This is a genomic window from Lactonifactor longoviformis, from assembly GCF_042848515.1.
Classification (GTDB): domain Bacteria; phylum Bacillota; class Clostridia; order Lachnospirales; family Lachnospiraceae; genus Lactonifactor; species Lactonifactor longoviformis.
The window spans coordinates 599810-617696 of record NZ_AP031453.1 but is presented as its reverse complement, the minus strand read 5'-3'; the positions used below and the strand labels follow the sequence as shown (position 1 = coordinate 617696).

Annotated in this window: 14 protein-coding genes; 2 read left to right on the top strand and 12 right to left on the bottom strand. The window is 46.8% G+C overall.

The genetic code is table 11. The features are described from left to right. Nucleotides 1–224 precede the first annotated feature (224 nt). Entirely contained in the window at nt 225–923 is a 699-nt protein-coding gene (locus tag ACGHCT_RS02775; RefSeq protein ID WP_072850465.1) for a response regulator transcription factor, read from the top strand. Then, the gene (locus tag ACGHCT_RS02770; protein ID WP_390438081.1) at nt 895–3225 is read left to right on the top strand and encodes a sensor histidine kinase; all 2331 of its coding nucleotides are present in this window, start codon (nt 895–897) and stop codon (nt 3223–3225) included. The genes ACGHCT_RS02775 and ACGHCT_RS02770 overlap by 29 nt, the downstream gene beginning before the upstream one ends. A 40-nt stretch (nt 3226–3265) precedes the next feature. Here ACGHCT_RS02770 and ACGHCT_RS02765 read toward each other — a convergent pair whose 3' ends face one another. The 12 genes from ACGHCT_RS02765 to ACGHCT_RS02710 all read right to left on the bottom strand — a co-directional run bounded on the left by ACGHCT_RS02765 (nt 3266) and on the right by ACGHCT_RS02710 (nt 17885). Next, on the bottom strand, nt 3266–4009 hold the full coding sequence (locus ACGHCT_RS02765) for an alpha/beta fold hydrolase (protein ID WP_390438079.1): 744 nt from the start codon (nt 4007–4009) through the stop codon (nt 3266–3268). 17 nt (nt 4010–4026) lie between these two features. Next, on the bottom strand, nt 4027–4728 hold the full coding sequence (locus ACGHCT_RS02760; protein ID WP_390438077.1) for a pentapeptide repeat-containing protein: 702 nt from the start codon (nt 4726–4728) through the stop codon (nt 4027–4029). 12 nt (nt 4729–4740) lie between these two features. Beyond that, nucleotides 4741–5844 (bottom strand): helix-turn-helix domain-containing protein, encoded by a 1104-nt coding sequence (locus ACGHCT_RS02755; RefSeq protein ID WP_390438075.1) that lies wholly within the window; start codon nt 5842–5844, stop codon nt 4741–4743. Further along, nucleotides 5841–7112, bottom strand: coding sequence for a uracil permease (gene uraA, locus ACGHCT_RS02750; RefSeq protein WP_072850451.1), 1272 nt, complete (start codon nt 7110–7112; stop codon nt 5841–5843). Before uraA ends, ACGHCT_RS02755 begins: the two co-directional genes overlap by 4 nt. A gap of 140 nt (nt 7113–7252) precedes the next feature. Continuing rightward, nucleotides 7253–9178: a glycoside hydrolase family 127 protein gene (locus ACGHCT_RS02745; protein WP_390438073.1), complete on the bottom strand. Its 1926-nt coding sequence runs from the start codon at nt 9176–9178 to the stop codon at nt 7253–7255. A gap of 10 nt (nt 9179–9188) precedes the next feature. Next, a complete protein-coding gene (locus tag ACGHCT_RS02740) occupies nt 9189–11498 on the bottom strand; it encodes a hypothetical protein (RefSeq protein WP_390438071.1) in 2310 nt (769 codons plus the stop codon). Between the two features lie 4 nt (nt 11499–11502). After that, nucleotides 11503–12333 carry a carbohydrate ABC transporter permease gene (locus tag ACGHCT_RS02735; protein WP_072850445.1) on the bottom strand — a complete coding sequence of 277 codons (831 nt, stop codon included), beginning with the start codon at nt 12331–12333 and terminating at the stop codon, nt 11503–11505. A gap of 2 nt (nt 12334–12335) precedes the next feature. Beyond that, the gene (locus ACGHCT_RS02730) at nt 12336–13223 is read right to left on the bottom strand and encodes a carbohydrate ABC transporter permease (RefSeq protein ID WP_390438068.1); all 888 of its coding nucleotides are present in this window, start codon (nt 13221–13223) and stop codon (nt 12336–12338) included. A gap of 62 nt (nt 13224–13285) precedes the next feature. Further along, nucleotides 13286–14608: a sugar ABC transporter substrate-binding protein gene (locus ACGHCT_RS02725; protein ID WP_072850441.1), complete on the bottom strand. Its 1323-nt coding sequence runs from the start codon at nt 14606–14608 to the stop codon at nt 13286–13288. A gap of 31 nt (nt 14609–14639) precedes the next feature. Further along, nucleotides 14640–15671 carry a LacI family DNA-binding transcriptional regulator gene (locus ACGHCT_RS02720; protein WP_072850439.1) on the bottom strand — a complete coding sequence of 344 codons (1032 nt, stop codon included), beginning with the start codon at nt 15669–15671 and terminating at the stop codon, nt 14640–14642. 239 nt (nt 15672–15910) lie between these two features. Beyond that, nucleotides 15911–16936 (bottom strand): zinc-binding dehydrogenase, encoded by a 1026-nt coding sequence (locus tag ACGHCT_RS02715; protein ID WP_390438066.1) that lies wholly within the window; start codon nt 16934–16936, stop codon nt 15911–15913. Between the two features lie 16 nt (nt 16937–16952). Further along, a complete protein-coding gene (locus ACGHCT_RS02710; RefSeq protein WP_072850435.1) occupies nt 16953–17885 on the bottom strand; it encodes a transketolase family protein in 933 nt (310 codons plus the stop codon). Nucleotides 17886–17887: the final 2 nt, after the last annotated feature.

The following is a 17887-nucleotide window of genomic DNA, read 5'->3' as shown; positions in this document are numbered from 1 at the left end:
AGTTTGTATGACGGCAGCTTTTTTATGCGCCAAAGTCATCTTTTCCTCTCTTTTTGAAATTCTTTAGAAATTCTTTAGTTTTTCCACGTGAGTAAATTTAGAATCATACCCTATACTAATCCCATACCCAAAAGACAGGAGGCAAAATCGTGCTGCAATTAAATTCCATGTATCCCTGCGGGAAAATATAGTATAATGGAAAGAAAAACAAAGGAGCATACATTATGGAAGCTAATCATGTTTTAATTGTAGAGGATGATAAAGAGATTCGGGAAGGTGTCGAGATATATTTAAGAAGCCAGGGATACGAAGTATACCAGGCGGCAGATGGAGTGGAAGGCCTGGAGATCATAAACAGAGAAGTCATTCATCTGGCCATTGTGGACATTATGATGCCCCGGATGGACGGCATCACTATGACCATGCAGCTTCGCAAAGATTACGACTTTCCGGTAATTATGCTCTCTGCCAAGTCGGAGGAGATGGACAAAATCATGGGACTGAATATCGGCGCCGATGACTACGTGACAAAACCTTTTACTCCTATGGAACTTTTAGCCAGGGTCAATTCCCAGCTCCGCCGTTACAAAATGTTTCTGAATAAACTGGAACAAAAAGAAAATGTTCATGTAATCGGCGGCCTGGAAATCAATGAGGACACGGTGGAGGTGACTGTTGACGGAAAGCCGGTAAAGCTGACACCCATGGAATATAAGATTCTCCTGCTTTTGATGAAAAATCCCGGAAGAGTCTTCTCTGCCGAGGAAATATATGAGCGCGTATGGAATGAGCGCGCTGTCAACACGGATACCATCATGGTCCATGTAAGGAATATCCGTGAAAAAATAGAAATCAATCCAAAAGATCCAAAATATTTAAAGGTGGTGTGGGGAGTTGGATACAAAATCGAAAAACAGCCATAAGCTTGCAGTCCTGATTATACTATTGGTTATATTGCTGCCTTCCGTTGGGATGGTACGCCTATATCCATTTCTGGATCGGGAATCCTCTGCATACAAAGAAAATTTTTACACCGATGCACAATTTTTACGTCAGATAATATACGGCAATTACGTATTATATACAGAAGAAGCACAGAGAAAAGAAGGGCGAACCATTTTGCCCAATCAGATATTCTTTCCTGATTTAAAGGATGCTGAAACTGCCTCCGTCTCTGAGGGCATGGAAGAAGCCTGGGACGAACAGGATGCTTATGCATCGGCACTGACAGATTTCAAAAACAATATTCTTCAGGAATACCGGTCCTGGCAGTCCTCCTTCGACAATGTAAGGGGAAATCTGGAGTATCAGGTCTTGGATGAAAACGACCAAATTCTGGATCAAAATGTAACAGGAAGTCTTCTGGAGTCCCTTACCAGGGATAAAGATCAAAAATATCTCTGGGGTGTCGCTATGCAGTACGATCAGGGAGGAAATTTAACTGTTCTCAATACCTTTGGGAATAATTCCAAAGAGCTCTCTAATCTTCTGGAATCCCTGGGGCGAAAGGATCCTGTGGATGACTATTACTATGAAAGCTATTACGGATCCACCAGTCTCTCTGCCAGCTATTCCTTCCAGTTTCCTCAAAACCGTACATTTATCTATGGTATGACAAGGGAAAACGCCAATGCTTATTTAAGTCTGGATCTGGAAAGCAGGTATCATGGGTACATTGATTCAGGAGTTGTTTACCAGACATTACTATTCCTTGTGGCCCTGGTAGGGATCGCCGCTCTGCTCCTCCCGTTTATCCGTCCCCTGGGGACAGGAAACGAAAAAATTTTCCGGGCACCCATGGAGGCAGCACTTTTGGGCTTTGTTCCTCTTGGCCTTATTGTCAGTGCCATTGTTCATCTGGTGGTGATCACCAATGAAGGAATTGTAACAAAGACATTAAAACAGGCCGGCCTCAAAAACCCGTACGTAATTGAAAGCTTATCCATTGCCTGGAACCTCTTATGGTGGTGCCTGATCTTTGCCCTGGTATATTGGATTGTGTCCTGCCTCAGAAATATATTTACCCTTGGACTGCGGCGGTACTTCAGAGAAAGAACATTAATCTACCGTTTCTTCGCATGGATCAAACGGGGGTGTGTCAAAGTGTATCACTCATTTGACCATTTGGATTTTCAGGATAAATTAAACCGTACCATTTTGAAAATAGTGGGAATTAACTTCATTATACTGGCTCTCATCTGCAGTTTCTGGTTCTTCGGAATCGGGGCTCTGATCCTCTATTCCATTGTACTGTTCTTTGTCCTGCAGAAATACTTTAATGATTTAAAAACGAAATATAAAAAATTATTATCTACTACCAATGCCATTGCAGAAGGCAATCTGGATGTAACCATAGACGAAGATTTAGGTGTCTTTGAACCGTTTAAAGGAGAGATTCAGAAGATACAGACCGGTTTTAAAAAAGCGGTAGAGGAAGAAGTCAAAAGCGAGCGCATGAAAACAGATTTGATTACGAATGTATCCCACGATCTGAAGACTCCTCTCACTGCCATCATAACTTATGTGAATCTATTGAAAAATGAAGACCTTTCCCCGGAGATACACCGCTCCTATATTGATATCCTGGAGCAAAAATCTCTGCGGCTGAAAGCACTGATTGAGGATTTGTTCGAGATCAGCAAGGCAACCAGTAAGAATGTTACTCTGAATCTAATGAGAGTGGATATCGTTAATCTTCTAAAGCAGGTAGCATTTGAACTGAACGATAAGATTTCTCAGTCCACCCTGGACTTCCGCTGGAATCTCCCGGATGAGAAAATCAGCCTGACTCTGGACAGTCAGAAAACCTACCGGGTATTTGAAAACCTGCTGATCAATATACTAAAGTATTCCCTGAGCCATTCACGGGTTTATATTACTGTGGAGGCCGTCTCCGGTGAGGCAGTGATTACTATGAAGAATGTGTCTGCCCAGGAATTAAACTTTAATCCGGAAGAGATTACAGAGCGATTTGTGCGGGGTGATTCCGCCAGAAATACCGAAGGCTCCGGCCTGGGGCTGGCCATCGCCAAAAGCTTTGTAGATTTACAGAATGGAACCATGCATATTACCACAGACGCGGATCTGTTCAAGGTGACCATACGGTGGCCGCTGGAAAAGCAGGATCCGCCCGCGCCGGAGAAACCCCAGACTGCTGATACAGAAGATCCCTTATTTCTGGAAGGTCCGCAAAGCAGTGAGGATGTCATACCCAAACATGATTGATGACGAACCGTTTGATAGATTCTAAGAAGAAAGACGATGCTCAAAAAGCGTCGTCTTTTTTTTCCAGCTCTCGCAAAAATCTGTGAATCACAACGTTGTAGGCTTCGGGTCTTCCGTATATGGACATATGATTTGCATTTTTAATAATTTTCAGCCTGGCATCCGGCAGAAGTTCTGCCAGCTTTCTTGTGTGAGACTCCCGAATCATATCTTTGTCAGCCGCAATGACCAGGGCAGGAACCGGTATACCCTTAAGTTCCTCCTCTGTCAGCTTCGGATGAAAGGCCATCAGGCCGTACAGCTCTTTTTTACTGCGGGCTTTCCAGTGAAAATGAGCGGCCAGGCTCCACCAGAGATGCATCCATTTTACCCCCTGGTAAAACCAGAATTTCATTCCCCTGGGGATCCAGTTTCCGCTGACTGCTATCAGTGCACTCAGCCGCCCGGGATACAAGACAGCATACTGCAGGGCCAGGTTTGCCCCATCGCTGAAGCCCAGAATCACCGGAGCTTCTATCTCCAGATAATTCAGTACCTGAAGAATATCATTGGCCATCAGGGGAAAGGTAAGGCTCCGGCAGCCCAGAGACGATTTTCCATGCCCTCTGCTGTCTATCAGAACCAGCTGATATTCTTCGCAAAACCTCTGAATCTGGGCCCGGAAGGCAGTATGGTCTTCCCCATTTCCGTGCAGGAGAACCACCGGCCTCCCCTCTCCCACTACACGAAAATAAATCTCCGCATCCTCCACACGGACGGTACCCTCTCTTCTGACTTTCTTCATCTCTTCCCTCTCTCCTGCTAGTAATTGACTGCTTCTTCTCTGGTCATCCAGAAGTGAATCCCTGTGGTAGACTCCACCCAGCGGTCAGGGTTAAAGTCTTCCACCCGGGAAACCTCCCCCACCCGGTAGACAAAATTCTCATCTACATAAGATCTGGCTTCCGGAAATGACTGGGTCTCATCCACACTTTTAATGGACAGCACCTTAGCCTTATCACATCTGCAGGCCCGGTTCGTGGCAGAACACCGCCTGGCATCTGCAGGAACCAAAAGCTGCACGATTCTGAAGTCAAAGCATTTTTTATAAGCTACAAAGGCGCCGGACTCGGGGCAGGGCATCTGGTAAAACCTGGTGTTCTCATCTGCTTCCAGTCCTGTAAGGACAGCCCCCTCAAATACTCCGGAGAATAAATTAGCTCCGCAGATGCAGGAATACGACAGATCACAGAATCTCATAGTAGTGCCCGCAAGATCCGCTCCTGTAAAATCCACCCTTCTGAGAGAACAGCCCGGAAAATAAGTATTGGAAAGATCCGCATTCCGAAAAATTGCTCCGTCCAGCCGTACATTCTTGAAATTGCTCCATCCAAAATCTATGTTTCCCAGGTCCCATCCCGACAGATCCATATCTTCAAAGCTGCTCTCTCTAAGTTCCAGGACCTGTCCCTGCTTTCTTTCCTTTAAAATTTTTTCCAATTCCTCTTTTGTATAGCTTCTCATCCTTCCATCCCCTTAATTCAGCTTATTTTTCATTCTTCTCACTAGCAGCTCGAATCTGGGGTCCCCTGCCAGCTCCCCTACTCCAGATGCAGGGGACAGGGCCTCCAGAAGACTCTTTTTAATCACATTATCGTTTAAAGGCGCCTGATCCCCCAGGTCAAATTCTTTGAACCATCCGCCCAGCTTATCAAAGTACTCATCCCCGTGAAGCTTTACCGGAAGCTCTGTCTGTATCCATACCTCAGCAAACCGCTCCAGCATATCCAAAGCCTCTTCTCTGCTCTTCTGCGACAGAAATCCAAGAGCCGCAACATAGTAGAGGTTCCCCATAGACATAGGGTGCAGCTGGTCCAGACGGAAGCAGTCCGACACGGCAGTCATCCGCTGTACCGTTTCCCGAAAAGCCTCTTTCTCATGCATATGAAGCATAAGATACTTCTGTGCGTCACCTATCAGGCCTATCACCTTCTGGTACATGTCTATCTGGAGAGTCTCTACTGCCTTATCTCTCTGGCCGGTCTGCTCATATGCACAGGAAAGGAGGATTTCTTCTCCCAGTATAGGCATTACGGTATCCTGCAGAAGAGCCAATGCCCTTTTAGGCTCTCCCATCTCCAGATAGCCTGTTGCCTCCAAAACATTGGCCTGACGTATGAGAAAAATATCCCTGCTGCCTTCTTTTACACGGATGCTCAGTCTTATAATCTCCTCCAGAATTTCCTTTCCGGTCTCCGGATCAGGAGCCAGGGCATAATGGTTTAATAAAAGATTCGCCATGTTAAGAAGCAGAGGAAAGCAGGAATAATACTTGCGTATCATTTCATGGCACTCCTCATATACCTCACCAAAAGGTCTCTGGGAAAATGCGGCCGCCAGGCGGCTGTACAGTCTGCGGATCTCCTCTTTCTCCAGCTGGGGTTCGTAACCCATAAGCTCGTCAATACTGATGTTAAAATATGCGGCCAGCTGGGGGAGGATCGCAATATCCGGATAGCTCTGTCCGGTCTCCCACTTTGACACCGACGCTTTGGATACCCCCATAAATGAGGCCAGCTCCTCCTGGGTGATTCCCCTTTCCTTTCTTTTCTCACTTAGCTTTCCGGCAATATGAATCATGCCTCTCCTTCTTCCTCCTGATCATTCGTCAAGTGTAATTTATCAAATACATAGAAAAGCAGACTTAGCAGCATGCCCACCACGCAGGCAAGAACCATGCCTGTCAGCTCAATATTGCCCATTTTTAAGGCAATCCCTGATAATCCGGTCACAAATATGACGGACGTAAGGGTCAGATTCCTGGAGCTGCCGTAGTCTACCCTGGAGTCCACCAGAATGCGAATTCCCGAAGCTCCGATCATGCCGTAGAGCAGAAAGGAAATTCCGCCGATTACCGGCCCCGGTATGGTGCTGATGAGCATGGAAAGCTTTCCAAACAGGGAGGCAGCGATGGACAAAACCGCGGCACCGCCGATGACATATACGCTGTATACCTTGGTCACTGCCATTACACCAATGTTTTCCCCGTATGTGGTAGTGGGCACAGACCCAATCATTCCGGACAAGGCAGTAGAAAAATAATCTGCAAATAAAGAACGGTGGAGGCCGGGATCTTTCAGAAGCTCTCTGCCCACAATCTTACTGGTGACAATCTGATGCCCCACATGCTCAGAGGCCGTCACCAGAAGCACCGGAAGAATAATCAGAATAGCACTGATATTGAACTTCGGCATCACAAAGTTCGGCAGTGCAAACCAGGGTGCGGCCGCTACCTCCGCAAAATCCACAATTCCGCACAGGAGTGCCGCCGCATACCCTACCAGAATAGCAATCAAAATAGGAATCACAGAAAGAAACTTTTTGAAAAGTACAGATCCCAATACCGCAGTGCCCAGAGTGACAATAAATACAATTACATTCTTAGGTTCCACTGTTTCCTCCAGAAGCCCTGCATTGCTGGCTGCCGTTGCGGAAAGCTCCAGACCGATGAGGGCTACCACGGGTCCCATAGCAGCAGGAGGAAGGACTACATCGATCCACTCCGTACCAAACTTATAGATGATAAATGCCAGAATACAGCCGCAGACACCCACAGCAACAAAGCCGCCCAGGGCATACGGATAACCGAACTTGGATATTACAATACCTGCGGGAGCCAAAAAGGCAAAACTCGAGCCCAGATAGGCAGGCGCTTTGCCCTTCGTGATAAGGATAAACAGCAGGGTTCCCACACCATTCATGAGAAGTACAATCGCAGGATTAATCTGAAAGATAAAGGGCACTAAGACAGATGCCCCGAACATGGCAAACATATGCTGGATACTCAATGGCACCAGCATCTTAAAAGGCACCTTCTCTTCCACCTGAATCACTTTTCTACGTTCCATTTTCCAACCTCCACATTTCTATTTTCTATGATTCTACATTCTTTTCTATTTTATCACATATTCTGATAACGACAATAAAAAAGTGACAAAACAGGCTGCTGTAAAACAAATTTCATTTTACAGCAGCCTGTTTTATTCATTTACTTTATAATGGCTTTTACCCAGACAGCCATCTCACCCACACCTCTATTGTTCCAGTAAGCATAGGGAATTGCCCGTATTTCCCGGGTCTCATACTGCGGCTCATAAGTTTCATACAGATGTCTGGAGCTACTCACCATCTTTTTCCCCTGAAATCTGACGGCGATTATGCCTCCAAACTCATCCGACGGTTCCTCCCAAAGTCCTTTTTCCGTATCTGCAAAGAGTGCCGCAAGATTATTTCCATTGTCTTTCTCTTCCAGGCAGTAGACCAAAGGCCCCCGCATTACAGCTACCTTTCCCACGTCAGAACTCACCTTGACATCCGCCCGGACAAACACAGGCTCTATGGAGAAGCGAATCTGAAGCTTGGTATCCTCTGTTACACGGACGCTCGCATATCCCCTGCAGTTCTCATACGGTATCTGCCTTCCCCCGGAGCATATTGTATAGTCCCGGGCATAGGCGGGAATCCTGAAGTTGATGCAGATCCCCGATTCCGGTACCCCCGTCAGGCTGGTGCTGACCTCTCCCCGCCAGGGAAGCTCTGACTCCACTTCTAAGCTGACAGTAGAATTTCCCATGCGAAAACAGGTCTGGCCGGATATAAAAAGATGCATATAAATCTGATCTTTATCTGTTCCATAGATGTACTGTCCCAGCGAGGCCAGGGTCCTGGCAATGTTTGGGGGACAGCAGGCCACCCCGAACCACTTTTGCCGCTGCTCCTTTACATGCTCCCGGGACGTTCTGGGGATACAGTTCCCGGGAATCACCTCCAGTGGGTTTACATAAAAGAAACGTTTGCCGTCCAGGGCGACCCCGGCCAGGATATTATTATACAGCTCCAGCTCTACCACATCCGCATATTTGCTCTCCCGGGTAATATTAGCCATCCGCAGACTGAACAGTGCCATGCCTATGGAGGCACAGGTCTCCGAATAATTATAATCGTTGGGGAGATCATAGTCTGTGGTAAACCGTTCCAGAATTCCAGAGGAGCCGATTCCCCCTGTGATATACATTCTCTTTTCCGTTATATTCTCCCACAGCCGCCTGCAGGCCTCCAGCATTGCCTCATCCCCGTAAGCACTGGCCACATCTGCCATGGCACAATACATGTAAACCGCCCGCACCGCGTGTCCCTCCGCAGTATCCTGCTCTCTTACCGGCTTGTGGGACTGTGAATACCTGGGATCATAGTCCTCGAATTCAGGGAAAATATGCAGGTAGTCCGGTGACTTCTGCTCCTTCAGAAAGTAGTTCTCTCCTAACCCGCGGATATCCAAAAAATATTTTGCCATGTCCAGATACTTTCGATTCCCTGTAGCCTCATACAGCTTTATCAGGCCGATTTCCACCTCCTGGTGTCCGGGATATCCGTGGTTCTGTCCCTCCCCGGGACCGAAGGTTTCACAGATAAGATCTCCCAGTTTCAGAACACAGTCGAGGAACTTTCTTTTTCCTGTGGCGTTGTAGTAAGCCACGGCAGCTTCCATCATATGGCCTGCAGTATACAGTTCATGCCCCTCGCACAGATCCTTCCACTTTTTGTCCGGCTCTCTGATAATAAAGTAAGTATCCATATATCCATCCGGCTGCTGTGCCTCTGCCAGAAGATCCACCACACCGTCGGCCAATGCCTCAAGCTCCTGGTTCCTCCCGGAAGACAGGGAATATCCCACTGCCTCCATCCATTTTGCTATATCGGTGTCCTGAAAAACAGCTCCGTAGAATTCTCCCTGCCTCCGTCCAGCCGCTATCTTAAAATTCTCCAGACAGCGGCTGGACTCTGCCCCGGGCACCTTATCATTCATAATATCCCACTGATAGGGAAGAATAACGTCCTTTACTAAATGAATATGCTTTGACCAGAACCGGTCTTCTATCTTTATATCTGTAAGATTAATTGTCTCCAGTCTCATTTTTGTTCTCCTAGCGGAAATGTTTATTTCGTATCTGTTCAAAGTCAGTAGTTCCGAAGCGATCCAGCAGAGCCCAATAGGCCTTAACTCCCACAGCATTGATCCATGGGAAGCAAGTCTTATTGCCCTCTCCTTTCCATCTGTGGCCAAAGCCTTTGTCACCGCTGAACATAGGATCATCTACCGCCCACCAGCTCACCAGATATCCCTCTTCCTGAAGCCCATATTCTGCATAGCCCCAGTCATTTTCCGGAAGAGCTACGGTCTGGCTGCACCCCAGCCAATAGAGCCGGGCTGTCTCAAAAAGCTCCGAATCTTGTGCATAGACAGCAATCTGCGCAATCTCGGCCACACACATGAGCTGGAACGGGTGGACATATCCGCAGCCGCAGGTATCGCAGGCTCCCATTCCTATACTGTTGAACCCATATTTTCTGAGCGTGCTGTCCTCCGGCAAAGGCACATTCCACAGGCATACCCAGGATGCAGTATAATGAGCTGCTCTCACTGCTCCTTCCAGATACACTTCCTTTTTAGTAGCCTCATACAGAGAAAGCATGCCGAACATGGGATATAGAATACTTTCATTGTCAATCAGCTGCCCCTTTGCATAGATACTGTCATGTACGCCCCCGTTGAATCTCACCTTGTCTATGATATATTCTTTTACAAAAGCCCCTGCTTTTTCTGCCGCCGCCAGATATTTTTCCTCACCTGTCATCTGGTACATCTCCACTAAAAATGAAATGGAGGTCCCGGTAGAAGACCGTTTTTCGCAGATACTCTTTCCAAACCACAGTTCCGGGTGCGTGATGGGATTTCCCTGCAGATCATAGGCCCGGTACCAGCCGCCGTCTTCCTCCTGTGCGGTAAGAAGAAATTCCCCATAGTTTTGGATGGCTTCCAGCCAGTTTTCATGAAGAATACCGTGCTCCTTCTCCAGACGATACAGCCGAAGAAGCGCTGTCACGTCCTCATTCATACATCTGAGGTACGCACCTTTCAGGTTTACCAGAGTATCTATGACCTCTCTGCGGTAGTCATACAGAGGCCCCATCAGCTCCTCCAGTTCCTCTCCCTCGGCATACGCCAGGGGAAGAAGTAAGCCGGTCCACCAGAAATTTACTTTTTTCATATCAATATTATATAGGTTGTAAAACAGTCCGGATTCCCTGATATGAATTTTATCAGCAAAAAAGTCTGCCACCTTCCTCGCTTTTCTGATATATTCGGGATTCTCCGTCTGGTACCCATAGCGGAGTACATTCCATGCATTCAAAATATTTTGTCCGGTAAATCCATACTGAATAATGTTTTCCAGCTGCCGTCCCTCCTGGGGATGGCAGTTCAGTACATAGCCCGCCGGCTCATTTTCATCCTCTGCGTGCGTTTTCTCAACATAGTACTTATCCAGCGCCTCCAGGCGGTATCGGACAATTTCTTCCGGAGACTCCAGCAATGCTTTTGGTTCAGGTTTTTCTCTGTCAATGACCGACTTCACGCTGTACCAGCATGCATCATGAAAATCCTTGTGGCTGCAGCTGCTCAGACGGTAAGAAACGTGAAAGCTTTCTCCCTCCTCCAGCGGCCAGAACGCACCGAAGGGAACTGTCTTAACAATGTAAAGGCCGATGGTGGCATCCCCCTCATAGAAGGGGTAGCAGGCGGCAAGCTTCACATTTCCCTCTCCCTCCCCGTCTGCTCCCATGCTTCCTATGTCCGTCTTCTGCAAAAATAATGCATCTCTGCCCTGGCTGCCCCGGTCCGGATTAGAGTCAAAGGCGGGAAGGGGCGCACGCTCCAGACGGACAGCCTTCTTATGTTTCTCTGAATATGCCATAAAAACAGGATAATTAAATCTGTCATCCCGAAATATAGTTTTCTGTGTATGAAAATAATCTTCATACCCGTCTTCATCCAGATCGTTCTTATCAAAGATAGCCGGCGGTGCAAAGTATCTGAGTTCTGCGAATCCTGTCTCCTCCTCCGGAAACAGCTCCATTTCCAGCAAAAGCCGGATCCCCTTTTTGCCGCCTGCTTTCTGAATCTTTACCGTCCGTTCCAACAGAATGCCGTAATTGTCCTGGCTGTACCGATCCGTAAGCGCAATCCTTCCTGCCCCTTCGTTTTCCAGGACTGCAGATGCTGTCACCTCATCTGCCCCATACTTCACCTCCTGGTAAGAGGCTTCCGTTCGGATCACAGAATTTTCCTGAGATCCGTCCCAAAGTTCAAAAATCACCGGATTGGTTACAGCTCCCACAACCATTTCTTCTGCATCTCTTATCTCTGTTCTTTTTTCATTTATTTTTACTCGCATACCTCTATCCTTTCACTGCTCCTGCAGTCAGACCTTTTACTAAATCCTTCTGGAAAATTATTGTCAGTATAAATGCCGGAATCATAAACAGTATTCCCGTTGCAGACATGGCTCCCCAGAATGTCTGGAAGGAAGTAACATATCCCGCAATCCCTATGGTTAATGTCTGGGCCCTGGCTGTTGATGTAAGAGACAGGGCAAACATGAATTCATTCCAGGAAAACAGAAATGCCATAAGTCCTGCTACCCCTATGGATGATTTGGACAGAGGCACCGCTACCTTAATCAGCGTTCCCCAGACGCCCAGCCCGTCCAGCTCAGCCGCCTCTTCTACCTCCTTAGGTATCTGTGCGAAAAAATTTTTCAGCATCCAGATAATCAGGGTCAGCTCAAATGGAATATAGGTAAGGATAAGACCTGCCACGGTATCGCTCAGCTTCAGATTCCTCATAATCATAAAGAATGGTATTACCATTGCCACCTGGGGCACCATACGCACGGCAGTCACAGCCCCGAAGACCGGTTTTATACTGCGGCTGGAGAACTTTGCGAATCCGTAGGCAGCGGGTATCCCCACCGCCATAGAAATGCCGCAGCTTACCAGTGCAACCACGATACTGTTGCAAAGATATCTGAGAAAATTCCCTTCTACAATAACCTCCTGGTAATGTTTCAGAGTGGCCGGCCTGGGCAGAAGATCCGGGGGAATGGCAAACATCTGCACATCCGTCTTCAGTGAGGTGATTAGAATCCACAGAATAGGAAATATGGTAACAATGGCACAGACTGACAGAAGAAGAATCACTGTCCCGTTTATGATTTTTCTCTTTTTCATCCCTACTCCTCCTTTTCGCTCATCAGCTTACTGCACAGAAGGCTGAGAAGACAGATAATTACCATGACAATAAAAGAGGCCGCAGATCCCCTTCCAAAGTCCCAGTCTGTAAAAATCCGTTTATAGATGTAAGTGCTCAGCACCTCCGTCTTTCCCCCCGGGCCTCCCCCGGTTAAAATGTAGATTAAGTCATAGATACGGAAGGCATCGGTGAGGCGGATTACCAAAATAATTAAAATGGTAGGCTTCAGCTGAGGCAGTATAATGCTGCGGAAAACCTGCCATTTATTGGCTCCGTCGATCTCCGCCGCCTCGTTCATTTCCTCAGAAAGCCCGCCCAGGCCTGCCAGAAGCACCAGGATAACAAAAGGCGCCGCAAGCCACAGATTAGCTACGATAATGGTTACCCAGGAGGTCTGAGCCGTGGTAAACCACAAAGGTGCCTCAATGCCGATTTTTGACAGCAGGTGGTTAATAATCCCATACTGGTCTGCAAACAGCCATCTCCACTGGAGCCCGGATACAACAGGGGCAACCATCAGGGGAACTGCAAAAATCAATTTAAAAAACTTAGATCCGGCCGTCTCCCGGTACAGCAGCAGGGCCACAATAAATCCAATGATAAATTCCAGTAAAATGGTTGTTATCACAAAAAAGCAGGTGTGAAATAAAGCCGACTGGAATTTGGAGTTTTGAAGAACCGATATGTAATTCTTCAGCCCTACCAGTTCAAACTTATTGGCAACAATAGCATTAGAATCCGAGATACTGATTATAAAAGAATAAAGCAAAGGTACTGCAAACGTAATGATTAATATAAGAACCGCAGGAGCAATCAGCGAGTACCCCGCTAACCTCCGCCGTTTTTCTCTGGCTGATACTGCCCTCATTCTACTCACCTCTTCTAAAAGTAATGCCCACACATAGGGGTTATATGTGTGGGCATATAGTTTTACTCAACTGCTTCTTTGATGGTTTTCTCCGCCTCTTTCAGTCCCTCTTCCACACTGACCTGCTGAGACATAATATTGGAAAGTGTATAGGAAAGCTCATTCTGCACGGTTGGAAAATTAGGATTTTCCGTTGCATTGGACGCATAATTCAAAGCCTCTGACATTACCTGGATACTTTCCTTGTCAAAGTCTGTCAGAGAGGTATCACCTTTCACAATCTCAAGAGAGGAGTTTCTGGGCACCGGATTAGTATTTGCTATTCCCAATGCTGCCAACTGTTCGGGAGATGTCGCCCACTGTATGAACTCCCACGCTGCCTCTTTATTTTTAGAGCTGTTTGATATTCCGAATCCCCAGGTCCATGCCGCTGTGGCCTGCTCTTTTCCTGCAGGCTGAACTGCCACTGCAAATTTATCTGATACTGCTGACTGCTCCGGATCCTTTGCCATAGCGTACATATACGGCCAGTTTTTCACCATAGCCACTTTCCCCTGCATAAACATATTGTGCACATCTGCATTATCATAGCCCAGGGAACCCGGCATAACGCTCTTATCCTCATACATCATTTTCAGAAGGAAATTAAAAGTTTCTATATTTTCCGGGGAATTTACAGTAACATTATTGTCCTTGTCAATAATAGAGCCCCCTCCCTGATAGAACCAGTCTACCAGATGAGTCACAGGCTCACCTGCCTGTTTTGCCTCAATGATGGTTCCATACACATCATCCTTTGTAAGCTTCTTTGCAGCTTCCGCATACTCCTCCCACGTCTTAGGGAATTCTGTAATGCCTGCTTCCTCAAATAAATCGGTTCTGTAATACACAATCGGCGTATGGACAAAAAACGGTATGGAATAAATCTCCCCTTCATAGGAGGATGCGTCTAAAGCCGCCTGATAAAAGTCACTCTTATCCTCCTCAGTGAGCTTGTCTCCCAGAGGTTCCAGATAGCCTTTGGATGCAAATTCTGATATCCAGGGCTGATCCGTATCGTAGATGTCAATTGCCCCGCTGCCGGATATAGCTTCCTGAACAAAACGCTCATGCATATTATCATGAGGTATCTCCACCCACTCTATCTCGATCCCCGTTTCTTCGGTGAATTCCTTTGCATGCTCCTGATAGAAAGCAATGTTGGGAGCCCCGGCTTCCGCACCTATGACAAGCTTGGTCCCCTTCTCACCTTTACTGTCTGTTCCCTCTTCTTTTGCCTGTTCTTTGGCTGTTCCCCCGTCAGATTCCTGCTTATCCCCGCACCCGGAAAACAGCATGGACGCCATTGTCATTCCCATTACCAGACACATCAGTTTCCTTTTCATAAAATACCTCCTGCTTACATATGTTTATTATTTACCTTTTAGCTACAGACTTTTTCTCCACAAACCGGCAGTCCAGAACTACCTTTTTCTCCTTAACCTTCTCCTTGCGGATCAGACTCAGAAGCAGCCGGCCAGCCTCATCTCCCATGGCTTCCAGAGGCAGATCCACCGTTGTCAGCCTGGGGCGGGTAAACCTGCATACCTCCTGATTATCGAATCCAATGATAGATACATCTTCCGGAATTCTTACCCCATCATCCAGAGCGGCGTCTATAAACCCTACTGCCATCAAATCGTTCATAGCAAAAATCGCGGTTGGTTTGCTCATCAGTTTTTTATACCTCTCATAAGCCAGCCTCCCGGATTCAAATTCCCAATCCCCGGGGAAAATGAAGTCATTGTTGATGGTAAGATGATTCTCTTCCATGGCCTCCCGGAATCCCTCGTACCGCTGGTGCGCTGGTTTTGACGATTCCTCCCCGCAGATTAATCCGATATCTGTATGATTATTGGCGATTAAGTGCTGAACTGCTTTTTTTGTTATATTCTTATTGTCATAAGTCACGTAATAATTTTTTTTGCCGGTGTCATAACAATAGGCAAGGACAAAAGGAACCCCTACCGGTTTCAAAAGCTGTGACACGTCTCGGTCATGGAGGGCCACATAAATAATTCCGTCCACCTGGGCCCGTTCAAAAATCTGAAAGCCTTTTTCTATTATCTCCTTATACCGGCTGATTGACTCAAAATCTTTTCCCACACGCTTCAGCAGCCCCATGTCATTTAGGATAACAGTATATCCATGCCTCTCTGCATACTCATTAATTCCATTAATAATTCTGGGAGTCTGAAATGCTGTGATATCCTCCACCATGATGCCAATTGTATTACTCTTCTTTGTTCTCAGGCTTTTTGCTATTCTGTTGGGAACATACCCCTCCTCTCCGACGATCTGCATAATTTCTTCCCGCTTTTTCTGGCTCACATTACCTGTACCATTCAGAACATAGGATACCGTTGCCACGGATACACCCGCCTTCTCGGCAATCTCCTTCATATTCATAACAGCTTCCCTCCCTCGTTAGTTAATCGTTTAACTAATAAAATAAAAAAAATAGATTTAATTGTGCAACTTTTATATATTATTCGTTAATATTTATTATTTTAATACTAATTACTTAGTTAAACGATTAATCTATATGCTTAATATATCACGGTTATCTTCAGTTGTCAATAACACTTTTTATAATTTCGCAGACAAAAAGATACCCTGTCATGAGGGTATCCTTTCGTCTCCATCAGTTAAAACTCCAGCATAACTTTAATCACCGGCTCAGGTCTTTTGTCGGCCATATCCATAGCCTCCTGCATCTTTTCTATGGGATATCTCTGTGTGATAAACTGGCTGGTATCTATGAATCCCTTTGCCATGCAGTCTACCACTACCATGTAATCCTCGTAGGTATACATATTTGACCCTATCAGGGAAATCTCTTTGCTCTGGATAAGTTCATAGGGCGCTCTCTCACTATTTTGCATAAGTGCTATCTCTGAGATCACTCCGCCTCTCTTTGTAAGTTTTGCAGCCTGCTCCACCACCGGCCCGTTGCCAAAGGCCAGAAATGTTATGTCAACTCCCTTACCCTCTGTAATCTCCATTATTTTTTCTTCCAGGTTCTCCTTTGTGCTGTTGATTGTATGGGTGCAGCCCATCTTGCCCGCTGCCTCCAGATTAAAATCCACCACATCTGTCATTATCATACATCTGGGATTGCAGGCTTTCACGCTTAACAGTATGCCCAGCCCAATTGTCCCTGCCCCTATGATCAGCACAGTGTCACTGATAGAGATGCGGTTCTGCCTTACCGCATGCATGCCAACCGCTATAGGTTCAATCAATGCGCCCTGCTCAAAGCTGACCTCCTTTTTCAGCGGCACAATTGTCTTCTCAGGAACCACAACAAATTCTCCGAAGGAGCCGCTCCATCCATTGGACCCCAATACCTTTTTGTCCCTGCAAATATTGTATCTGCCCGCTCTGCAGGCTGGGCACTCTCCGCAGCCATACTGAGGTTCTGCCGTCACCCGATCTCCGGGCTTATATTTTGTCACGCCTTTCCCCACTTCTGCAATGATACCGGCAAATTCATGTCCGGATACCACCGGAGGGATACGAAAAGGGTGTCTGCCATGAAACGCATGGACCTCTGAACCGCAGATTCCCGCTGCCTTCACCTGAATCTTAACATCTGTAGCATTTACGATTTGAGGTTCCTCTACCTCTTTAAAATAAGCTGCTCCCGGCTTTTCTATGAATCCTGCCCTCATACCTGAAATTTCCTTTCTACCATTCTTCCATTGCCAAATCTGCAATGTGTTCTGCCGTTATTCCGTTCATCTCCAAAAGGCGTTCATAGGGGGCGGACATCCCAAACCTGTCCTGTACGCCTACCCGTTTTACTCTGGCTCCCCCGGCTTCTGCGGCTGTCTCACAGACAGCGCTTCCAAGTCCATTTAAAATATTATGATCTTCTACCGTTATGATTCTGCCAATATCTTTTATGCAGCTCATAACCGCGTTAGTATCCAGAGGCTTGATTGTATGCATATCCAACACCCTTGCAGACAGCCCCCTCTCTTCCAGAATATCCTTTGCCTTCAATGCAATACAAACCGTGTCCCCATTGGCAATGATAGCAATATCCTTTCCCTCAGAGAGCTGAACAGCTTTCCCAATCTCAAACTTTGTATCCTCGCTGTATATAACAGGGACTGCATCCCTGGTAAAGCGCAGGTACATAGGGCCATAAGTATTGGCTGCTTCCCTGACCAGTGCTTTGGCGGCATAGTAATCAGCCGGCATGATCACCTTCATATTGGGTATGGTACGGTAGACCCCCATATCCTCAATGCTCTGGTGGCTGGCTCCGTCATTAGCCGGGGTCAGTCCTCCGTGGGAACAGGCAACCTTCACATTCAGATTCGGATAACAAATCTCCTGGCGCACCTGCTCCCCCATACGCAGGCTGCCAAATACTGCATAAGTTACCACAAAGGGGATTTTTCCAGTGGTAGCAAGACCTGCAGCAACACCGGCGCCATTCTGCTCGGCTATCCCCACATTTACATGCTGCCTGGGGAACTTTTTTGCAAACTCTCCTGTCTTACAGGACTTTCCGATATCAATGTCCACCACATAGATATCCTTGTTCTCTTTTCCCAGCTCTGCTATAGCCTCTCCGAATCCATCCCGGGTTGCAATTTTCTTTGTCTCCATAT